The organism is Collinsella sp. CLA-ER-H10 (assembly GCF_040092475.1).
GTDB lineage: Bacteria > Actinomycetota > Coriobacteriia > Coriobacteriales > Coriobacteriaceae > Collinsella.
In genome coordinates this window covers 73974-83404 of the sequence record NZ_JBBNLM010000001.1, presented here as the reverse complement: position 1 = coordinate 83404, position 9431 = coordinate 73974, and the positions used below count along the sequence as shown (strand labels likewise).

General features: G+C 59.1%; 10 protein-coding genes. 4 read left to right on the top strand and 6 right to left on the bottom strand.

Annotation, left to right across the window (positions count from 1 at the left end):
- The first annotated feature begins 56 nt into the window (after positions 1-56).
- A complete protein-coding gene (locus AAAX36_RS00405) occupies positions 57-761 on the top strand; it encodes a DUF3793 family protein (RefSeq protein WP_006234378.1) in 705 nt (234 codons plus the stop codon).
- Between the two features lie 46 nt (positions 762-807).
- Positions 808-1227, top strand: a complete 420-nt coding sequence (locus AAAX36_RS00400; RefSeq protein ID WP_006234379.1) for a flavodoxin — start codon at positions 808-810, stop codon at positions 1225-1227.
- A gap of 117 nt (positions 1228-1344) precedes the next feature.
- Here AAAX36_RS00400 and AAAX36_RS00395 read toward each other — a convergent pair whose 3' ends face one another.
- From AAAX36_RS00395 to AAAX36_RS00370, 6 genes are all read right to left on the bottom strand, one after another.
- A complete protein-coding gene (locus tag AAAX36_RS00395) occupies positions 1345-2097 on the bottom strand; it encodes an amino acid ABC transporter ATP-binding protein (RefSeq protein ID WP_006234381.1) in 753 nt (250 codons plus the stop codon).
- A 12-nt stretch (positions 2098-2109) separates the two neighbouring features.
- Positions 2110-3471 carry an ABC transporter permease subunit gene (locus tag AAAX36_RS00390; RefSeq protein ID WP_349073668.1) on the bottom strand — a complete coding sequence of 454 codons (1362 nt, stop codon included), beginning with the start codon at positions 3469-3471 and terminating at the stop codon, positions 2110-2112.
- A gap of 118 nt (positions 3472-3589) precedes the next feature.
- Positions 3590-4450 (bottom strand): ABC transporter substrate-binding protein, encoded by an 861-nt coding sequence (locus AAAX36_RS00385; RefSeq protein ID WP_035138867.1) that lies wholly within the window; start codon positions 4448-4450, stop codon positions 3590-3592.
- A gap of 147 nt (positions 4451-4597) precedes the next feature.
- Positions 4598-5464: a deoxyribonuclease IV gene (locus AAAX36_RS00380; RefSeq protein ID WP_349073667.1), complete on the bottom strand. Its 867-nt coding sequence runs from the start codon at positions 5462-5464 to the stop codon at positions 4598-4600.
- A 166-nt stretch (positions 5465-5630) separates the two neighbouring features.
- Positions 5631-6650 carry a Gfo/Idh/MocA family oxidoreductase gene (locus tag AAAX36_RS00375; protein ID WP_349073666.1) on the bottom strand — a complete coding sequence of 340 codons (1020 nt, stop codon included), beginning with the start codon at positions 6648-6650 and terminating at the stop codon, positions 5631-5633.
- 93 nt (positions 6651-6743) lie between these two features.
- Positions 6744-7931, bottom strand: a complete 1188-nt coding sequence (locus AAAX36_RS00370; protein ID WP_349073665.1) for an aldo/keto reductase — start codon at positions 7929-7931, stop codon at positions 6744-6746.
- Positions 7932-8092: 161 nt separating this feature from the next.
- Here AAAX36_RS00370 and AAAX36_RS00365 point away from each other — a divergent pair, with 161 nt between their 5' ends.
- Positions 8093-8287, top strand: coding sequence for a hypothetical protein (locus AAAX36_RS00365; RefSeq protein WP_138374657.1), 195 nt, complete (start codon positions 8093-8095; stop codon positions 8285-8287).
- A gap of 114 nt (positions 8288-8401) precedes the next feature.
- Entirely contained in the window at positions 8402-9325 is a 924-nt protein-coding gene (locus AAAX36_RS00360; protein ID WP_349073664.1) for a 2-dehydropantoate 2-reductase, read from the top strand.
- Positions 9326-9431 lie beyond the last annotated feature (106 nt).

Sequence of the window (9431 nt, the reverse complement as noted above, 5' to 3'; positions counted from 1 at the left end):
CTTACTTTCGTGTATAAGTTTTCCTAGGCTAACAGTTTAGATCCGTAAGGAGCGACGTGACTCGAACCATAGACATCCCAACGTTTCAGGCAGCAGTCGTGCGCAACTGCTCCCCCACGCTCGCGGGCATCAAGCCGGCATCGCTCTTTACCTATCCAGGCACCTACGCCCACGGGGACGGCTCGACCGCAACAGAAACCATCGCAGAACGCCGAGCACGCCTGCTCAACGTTATCGCCCAGTGCAACCGCGAGCTTGACCCGCTTGGCATCCACCTGAGTGTTTTGGTCTGGCGGCCCTGCGGAGCGCTCGTGTACGTGTACCGAGCCAAAAGCCTCACCACCTATTTCGCGGACCCTTGCGCCAAAACGGCGCTCGCCTCGGAAGGCTACGACACGAGAGACCTTTCGACATGCCTTGTGCATTTGGCATCACGCATCACGCTCGCGAGTAATAACGTCGCGGAATGCGCCTGTAGCCAGACTCGATGCGCACTACCCCAGCAAGCTAGCTGCAGCAACGACTGCACCTGCGAGTTTCCGCACGAAATAGGCTACTTCCTAGGATATCCCTACGACGACGTGCACGAGTTTATCGTCCAGCGCGGCGAGAACTATAAGGTCTTTGGGGCCTGGAAGGTCTACGCAAATGTCGAGCAGGCACTTGCGACGTTTGATGCCTACCGCGCCTGCACCCAATACTTCACCTTTGTCTATCAGCAGGGCTACAGCTTGGCGCAACTTGCCCAGGCAACCCGATAGAACATAGAAGCCGTGGCAACCTGCCGCACAACTGAAAGGACTCAACATGAGCAAGATCGCCGTCGTCTACTGGAGCGGCACGGGCAACACCGAGGCCATGGCAAACCTCGTTGCCGAAGGTGCAACCGATGCCGGCGCCGAGGCAGAGGTCATCTCCTGCGCCGACTTCTCCGCAGACAAGGCCGCTGGCTATGACGCTATCGCCTTCGGCTGCCCCGCCATGGGTTCCGAGGAGCTTGAATATGATGAGTTCCAGCCCATGTGGGATGAGGTCAAGGAGACCCTCGGCGACAAGAAGGTCGTCCTCTTTGGCTCTTATTCGTGGGCCGAGGGCGAATGGATGGACAACTGGAAGGCGGACGCCGACGAGGAGGGCGTCAACGTCGTCGATTCCGTCATCTGCTACGACGCCCCCGATGATGAGAGCGAAGCGGCCTGCCGCGCCCTTGGAGCCGAGCTCGCCTAGCGGCAATGAGCTCCGCCCGCAACGCGCATTGCAACAAAACACATTCGCGTCCCAACAAAAACGGGAGCCGGATCACATCCGGCTTCCGTTTTCTGCTATGTCAGTCATATAAAGCGGCTACGAGATATTGCCCAAGAACGCCTTGGTGCGCTCGCTCTTGGGGTGGTCGAAGACCTCGCTCGGCGTACCCTCTTCCACAATGACGCCGCCGTCCATAAAGACGACGCGGTCGGCGACATCGCGGGCAAAGCCCATCTCGTGCGTCACGACGATCATGGTCATACCGTCGTGCGCCAGGTCGCGCATGACGCCCAGAACGTCGCGCACGAGCTCAGGGTCGAGCGCCGACGTGGCCTCGTCAAAGAGCATCACGTGCGGGTTCATCGACAGGGCGCGGGCGATGGCCACGCGCTGCTGCTGGCCGCCCGAGAGCTGGCTCGGCATAAAGTCGATGCGCTCGGCCAGGCCGACCTTGGTCAGCTCCTCGACGGCGATCTTCTCGGCCTCTTCCTTGCTGCGCTTGAGCACCTTTTGCTGCGCAAGCATGACGTTCTTTTTGACCGACAGGTGCGGGAACAGGTTGAACTGCTGAAACACCATGCCCAGGTGCGTGCGCACTTTGTTGAGGTCGACGCCCTTGGCACACACATCCACGCCCTCGACGACAATCGAGCCGCTCGTGGGATGCTCCAGGCGATTGATGCAGCGAAGCATCGTCGACTTGCCCGAGCCTGAGGGGCCCAAGACCACAACGACCTCACCCTTGTGCACATCCAGATCGATATCGCGCAGGACCACGTTGTCCCCAAAGGCCTTCTGGAGGTTCTTGATGCTGACGACGACCTCGTTCGAGTTATTGGTTTCGCTCATGATAGGACCTCCTTACAGACCGGCGATGTGATCGGCGGGCGTCGCGACAACCTGTCCGGCGCTCTTGGCGGGACGCTTCTTCTTGGTCTCGGCCGTGCCCAAAAGCCTCGCCTCAAGACCGCTCACCAAGCGAGCGAGCGGCAGGGTGATGACCAGATAGAACAGGGCGGCAACCACGTACGGTGTAATGGAGCCCGTCGTGGCCACGATGGTACGGGCGTTCATGACGATCTCGACCACACCCACGGCGGCAAGCAGCGACGTATCCTTGTAAAGCAAGATAAACTCGCTGGTCAGCGTAGGCAAAACATTACGGAACGTCTGCGGAATCATGACATAGAGCAGCGTCTGGAACGCGTTCATGCCCAGCGAACGCGCAGCCTCGTTTTGGCCCTTGGGGATCGATTGAATACCGGCACGGAAGATCTCGCATAGGTACGCAGACGAGTTCATGGCCATGACGATAACGCCAAGCACGTAGTCATCAACCTTGACGCCGGCCAACGGCAGACCGAAGAACGCGATATAGATCTGCAGGAACGCCGGCGTACCGCGGATGATATTCACATAGATGCCGGCGAGGCAGCGCAGGATGCGCGACTTGGAGATGCGCATGAGCGACAAGGCAAAGCCAAAGGGAATTGCCAGCGGAAACGCCACAAGCACGATCGAGAGCGACATAAGGAAGCCCTTAAAGACGATCGGCAGGCTTTGGACCAAAATGACTGGGTTTAAGAACAGGCGCAGGAACATATTGGAGTTCCAGGCCTCGACCCACGGCTGCTCCTTAAGATCGGCCAGGAAGTTATCGAATGCCGTCACGCCCTTGATCTCCACCGACGGAATCTTGGAAATCTTCTTGGTCGAACCGTCGGCGAGCGTATAGGTGCCGCTAAAGGCCTCTTCGCCGCCCTCGACGGGAAACGTCACGCCGTAAACCTCGACACGGAAAAAGCCGTCGGCAGGCGCCGTCTCGCCAAAGTCAATCTTGAGCGTCTGGCCGTCAGCCTTGCACGTGGGCTTCATGGGCGTACGATCCATGAGGTCCTCGCCCGAGAGCATCGTCAATCGCGTGTCATCGGTACCAAACGTCGTGCCGTCGACAAACGTCAGCGAAAGACCGCTCAGCTCCTCATCGGCATCGGCCTGGACCTCCCAGGTAATGCGCGTCTCGGTGCCACCGACCACGTCGCTGCCCGAACCGGTATTGGGACGCGCGGTGATCTTTGCGGTCTCGAGCGCCTGAGCGGTCGAAGGCGCGGCTGTCCCCGCGCACAGCAAAGCGAGCGCCACAGTCAGGGCGCAGGCTAGTTTTTGGAGCATCGAGGGCAGCGGGAAGCGCCGACCCATGGCCCCTTTGTTCAGTCGAGACAAGGTGGCTCCTATCGTAGAAGTTGTCGGCAAAACGAGACGGAAATGCTCTCCGTCAAGAGAAGCGCAAAGGCCCTCTCCGCCAAAGCGGAAAGGGCCCGCGAGCAATCAAGTAGCTATTTTACTTGATGTTGTACTTAGCCATGAGGGCGTCAACGGTACCGTCGTCGGTCAGGTCCTTGATGGCCTGGTTGATGTCGTCCTTGAGCTTGGTGTTGCCCTGGTTGATGGCGATGGCGTACTCCTCGCCGGTGCTGATCTGCTTAATGGTCTGGCAGGTGTTGAACTGCTCGGCGGTCAGCTGGCTGGCAACGGAGCGGTTGGTGACTACGGCGTCGCCCTTATCGGACTGCAGGGCGCTGAAGCACTCGGTAGCGTCCTTGTAGGGGACGATCTTGGCCTTGGGGAAGTTCTCCTGGGCAAAGGACTCGGCGGTCGAGCCAGACTGAACGATGATGGTAGCGTCGGCGTTGTTGAGCTTCTCGCTGTAGTTGTCGGCCGTGATGTCGGTGTTATCGACCTTGGTCACGATAGCCTGATCGTCCATGTAGTAGGAATCGGAGAAAGTGACTTCCTTCTCACGCTCGGGCGTGTCGGTGATAGCCGCGATGGAGACGTCGTACTTAGCGCCCGAAGCGACACCGGGTACGAGTGTGTCGAAGTCATTGTTGACGTACTCGACATCCAGGCCCAGCTTGTCGCCGATAGCCTTGATGAGCTCAAGGTCAAAGCCCTGATAATCGCCGTTGTCATCCTTGTACTCAAACGGAGCGTACTCGGCAGAGGTGCCGACGGTCAGCGTACCGTCCTTGACGAGCGCGTACTCCTTGGAGCCGTCGACCTTCTCGACCTTGGCGTCGTCAGAGCTGCTGGAACCGGCATCAGAACCAGAGGTGGCGTTGGACGAGCCGCAGCCCGTCAGTGCGAGGGCGAGCGCCATGGCGCCCGTGGCGGCAAATGCGCCAAGCTTCTTGAGCTTCATAATCAGTCTCCTTCCGGTGACCCCGTTTGATTCAGAGGTCTGCAAAAACTGATGGCTATTATGCACCCGCTTGGGAGAATCTGCAATCAGAAAACTGATTGAAACAAACCCATAACGTGAATGGAACACTCCACTTTGTGACAGTCATTACTGCTGCAACGACCTTAACAGTTTGATTTCAGCCGCATAACCTGCAAGTTCGTTCGGTGTCTCCAAAATAAATGGCAATGCGCGCAAGCGGCTATTCGATACAATATTCTGCATAACCTGCATACCGCCGCCAAACTCTTCACTACCCAGATAGCCCTTACCGATGCATTCGTGGCGGTCCTTATGGGCGCCGCAGGGATTCTTGGAGTCATTGATGTGCACGGCGCGCAGGCGCTCGATACCCACCACACGATCGAACTCGTCAAGCACACCGTCAAGATCGCGGACGATGTCATAGCCGGCGTCATTCACATGGCAGGTATCTAGGCAAACGCCCAACTTGGCCGACAGCTCGGGGCGCTTGTCGGCAACGCCCTCGATGATGAGCGCCAGCTCCTCAAAGCTGCGGCCCACCTCGGTGCCCTTGCCGGCCATGGTCTCGAGCAGCACCGTCGTCTGCTGGCCCTCAAACATCACCTGGCACAGGGTGTCGACGATCATCTGAATGCCGGCATCAGTCCCCTGCCCCACATGTGCGCCGGGGTGAAAGTTGTAGTAGTTGCCGGGCAGTGCTTCCAGACGCTGCAAGTCCTCGGCCATTGCCTCCAAGGCAAACTCACGCGCCCGCTCTTTGGCAGAACAGGGGTTGTAGGTATAGGGGGCATGCGCCACGAGTGGGCCGAAGTCGTTTTGCTCCATAAGCTCGCGCAGGGCCGCCACGTCATCCATGTCAAGATCTTTCGCCTTGCCGCCGCGCGGGTTGCGCGTAAAGAATGCAAAGGTATTGGCGCCAATGGATAGCGCCGTCTCCCCCATCGCCCGATAGCCCTTCGTCGTCGAAAGATGACACCCAATCGTCAGCATCTCCAACTCCCCCTCATCAGTTGCGGTGAAATAGTTCCTGTTTGGCCCCTATTCTGCCGCAAACAGGAACTATTCCACCGCAACTTATAAAAGGGGCATCAGAGATGCGGGCCACCAAGCACCACGGTCGCCGGCGTCATGATCCCCTACGTGTCAGCGCCAAGTCCTAGAGGGCTAGACGGATTGCATCGATAATGCGCGCGCAGCGCTGTGTGGCGGCAAGGGGCATGACGGGACTCTCGAGTTTCCCCGCCTGGATGAGCTGGGTCGCATGCTGGATTTCGCCGTAGAAATCATCGACCTCAAACGGGGCATTTATTTCGAGCATTCGCCCGTCGGAGTACTTCACATGGGCGAGCTCGGGGCGATGGAGGCGCTCGATTTCCAACGAGCCCCGCTCGCAGGCAATCGTTAAGCGGCTTTCATACGCTGCCTTGCCGTCGCACACCATATGAATGGGTATACCGCCGACGCTCATATGGATCTCGTCGGCCCAATCCACGCGGCCGCCCGATACGTCACGCCAGCGAACTTCACGAGACGAAACATCGCACGCACCCGCGAGCAAATCCTCAAACCACCCGACCGCATAGCAGCCCATGTCATATAGACAGCCACCCTGCAACGGGTCGAGCAGATAACTCGAAGGGGACTCACCATAATCGAGTTTTTGCACGCTTTCAATCGAGACGATACGGCCGAGCTCGCCCGACGCAAGCAAGCCCTTCACGCGAGTACGCATCGGGCAAAACCGATTTTTCATCGCCTCCATAAACAGCACGCCGCGCTCGCGAGAGGTGGAGGCAATCGAGAGAGCCTCTTCTTCATTCAAAACGGCCGGCTTTTCGCACAGCACGGCCTTTCCCGCGCGCAGTGCCCGACAGACCCAATGCGCATGCATGCCATGTGGAAGAGCCAAGTAGATTGCGTCGACATCGGGGTCGGCAATCAGCGCATCATAAGCCGCATCGCCGCTATCGTCAGCCGTGGCATAACTGTGCGCGGCATCAATCAAAAACGCCCTGCAAAACTCCTCAACATGCGAAGGAGTGCGACCGGCGGCAGCCACAAGCCGTGCCCCGTCCACCTCCTTGAGCGACGATGCAAATCGATGCGATATGTTCCCAGCGCCCAAAACGCCCCAACGAACCTCACGTAAGTCATCACATGAATCCCGATGGTCCACGACAGCCCCCTTCAGTTGCGGTGAAATAGTTCCTGTTTGGCCCCTATTCTGCCGCAAACAGGAACTATTCCACCGCAAGTTATAAAAGGGGCATCAGGAGCGCGTTTTGCAAAAGGCCTTAAGCGCGGCCGTTACGGGGCCAGGCTGGAAACGTCGGCGCACATCGTCGAGACGCTCGGGAATATCGATGTGCTGCGGACAGTGACGCGCGCATTTGCCGCACTTGACGCAATTGCTCACCAGCTTGGGCTCGTTCGTCCGCACCGCGCTTGCCGTAAAGTATTGAGACAGCCCCGTAAACCAACTATGCGCGTAGCTCGCGTTGTAGGCGCCAAAGCAACCGGGAATATTGATGCCCTTGGGGCACGGCATGCAGTAGCCGCACCCCGTACACGGCACGCGATTCGATTTCTCAAACTCTCCCAGCACACGTGCGATGGTATCGAGCTGCTCTGTCGTCATCGAATCCGGCAGTGCGCGATCCGCCAATGCCGCGTTCTCGTCCACCTGCGCGGTATCGGTCATGCCCGAAAGCAGCATCGTGACTTGAGGATGGTTCCACACCCACGAAAGGCCCCAAGCAGCCGGCGTCTTCAGGTACGGATCGCGTACGCCATCGAACACGGCGCGGGCACGCGGAGGCAGTTTGCCCGCTAAACGTCCGCCCAACAGCGGCTCCATCACAAACACCGCGAGCCCGCGCTCGGCGGCCGCCATGAGTCCCGCCGTTCCCGCTTGGTAGCGCTCTCCAGCGTAGTTGTACTGGATCTGGCAAAAGTCCCAGTCATACGCGTCAAGCATCGTGAGAAAGTCCGCCGCACTGCCGTGGTACGAAAAACCTATCTGGCGAATACGCCCCGCAGCCTTTTGGTGCGCAATCCAGTCCTCGATACCCAACGCTGCCACGCGCTCCCACTGCGCGGGCGAGGTGATGTTGTGCATGAGGTAGTAGTCGATATGGTCAGTCCGCAAACGGTGCAGTTGCTCGTCAAAAAAGCGGTCGAAATCCTCCGCGCATTTGCACGAAGCATGTGGCAGCTTGGTCGCGAGCAAAACCTGGTCGCGTAGGCCTAGGCGCTCAAGCGAAGCGCCCACGCAAGCCTCGTTGCCGGGATAGAGATAGGCCGTGTCCAGGTAGTTAATCCCCTGCTCCACCGCACGGGAAATGATGGCATCGGCTGTCTTCGCATCGGGGCGTCCCGGCGCGCCGGGAAACCTCATGCAACCCAGCCCCAGCGCCGAGATACGGTTGCCGCTTTTGGGGTCAACGCGATATTGCACTGCCTTTCCTCTCCCCTCGAAGCCCTAATGAGGCGAAACACAACGGCCACGCCGTCGAAACACATTGGAATCGCAATCGAGAACGTATCGTAACGTAGCAGAAATCGAGCCGTCACGACACCGCTTTAACATCAGCAAAAAGCCCGATGAAAGGAGGCAGCGTGACCACGCGCGAGGACGCCTACCCCTACCCCGGTGAACAATACATCCTCTCGGTCGACCGTTATCAGATCGAGGTCATGGACCATCTGGACGAGCTTCCCGCCACAGGCGCTGTCATCTTCTGCACCTTCCCCAAGGTGCGCGATGGCGTTGGATATCCCGCACGCGTTTTCGCGGTCTGCCCTGCGGCATAAGCGCACAGCGCAATAGTTTCTTTTTCTTAACAGCAGCCCCGCGCGCTCACCAAACGTCCCGGCGACATACAATCCATCAGGCGCCCCTTACGCGGGCGCCTTATATATGGGGAGATGATTCACGTGCAGATCAACAAGGTCGCCCTTATCGGCAAAGGCGGCGTCGGCCTGCTCTACGGCAGCATGATTGCCAAGGCCCTCGGCAATGACGCCGTCGAATACGTTATGGATGACGCCCGTTTTGAGCGTCACGCGGGCGACGCGCTCACCGTCAACGGCAAGCCCTGTGCGCTAAAATCCGTCCGCGTCAGCGAGGCAACGCCCGCCGATCTGGTCATTCTCACGGTCAAGACGACTGGACTCAACCAAGCACTCAAGACTATGGAGCGCGTCGTGGGACCCAACACGCTCATCGCCTCGCTGTGCAACGGCATTACGAGCGAGCAAAAGACTGCCGAGCGCTTTGGCTGGAAGCACACCGTCCTGGGTATCTGCCAGGGCATGGACGCCGTATTCCTCGACGGCGCGCTCACCTTTACCAATGCGGGCGAAATCCGCTTTGGCGCGGCGGCCGGCACCGAGCCCGCAACCGTCACCGCCATCGACGAGCTCTACACGCGCTGCGGCATCGCCCATACCGTCGAGAGCGATATTGCGCACCGCATGTGGGCCAAACTCATGCTCAACGACGGCATCAACCAGACGTGCATGGCCTACAGCGGGACCTACGGAAGCGCCACGGAGCCGGGCTCCGAGCAGCGTCGCTGCTTTGTTTCCGCCATGCGCGAAACGCTTGCGGTCGCCAACGCCGAGGGCATTGAGCTGACTGAGGCAGACCTGACGCAGATGGTGCACCTCATCGAGGGAATCGACCCCGCCGGTATGCCCTCGATGGCACAGGACCGCATCGCACAACGAAAAACCGAAGTCGAGGAGTTCGCGGGCACCATCTGCCGTCTGGCGGCCAAGCACGATATCCAGACACCGCAGAACGAATGGCTCTATCAGCGCATTCGCGATATCGAGGTAAGCTGGTAGCGCCAACGCGCCGCATTCAACAGCCTTAACAGCAAAGCCGCCGCAAGGGAACCTTTCCCCTGCGGCGGCTTTCATCTTCGTCTATGACCGGCGGCAACCTCACAAC

Bases quoted from the DNA above. Each gene is read 5' to 3' on its own strand.
- AAAX36_RS00400 (WP_006234379.1), top strand. From the start codon at position 808: ATGAGCAAGATCGCCGTCGTCTACTGGAGCGGCACGGGCAACACCGAG.
- AAAX36_RS00395 (WP_006234381.1), bottom strand. From the start codon at position 2,097: ATGAGCGAAACCAATAACTCGAACGAGGTCGTCGTCAGCATCAAGAAC.
- AAAX36_RS00385 (WP_035138867.1), bottom strand. From the start codon at position 4,450: ATGAAGCTCAAGAAGCTTGGCGCATTTGCCGCCACGGGCGCCATGGCG.
- AAAX36_RS00380 (WP_349073667.1), bottom strand. From the start codon at position 5,464: ATGCTGACGATTGGGTGTCATCTTTCGACGACGAAGGGCTATCGGGCG.
- AAAX36_RS00360 (WP_349073664.1), top strand. From the start codon at position 8,402: ATGATTCACGTGCAGATCAACAAGGTCGCCCTTATCGGCAAAGGCGGC.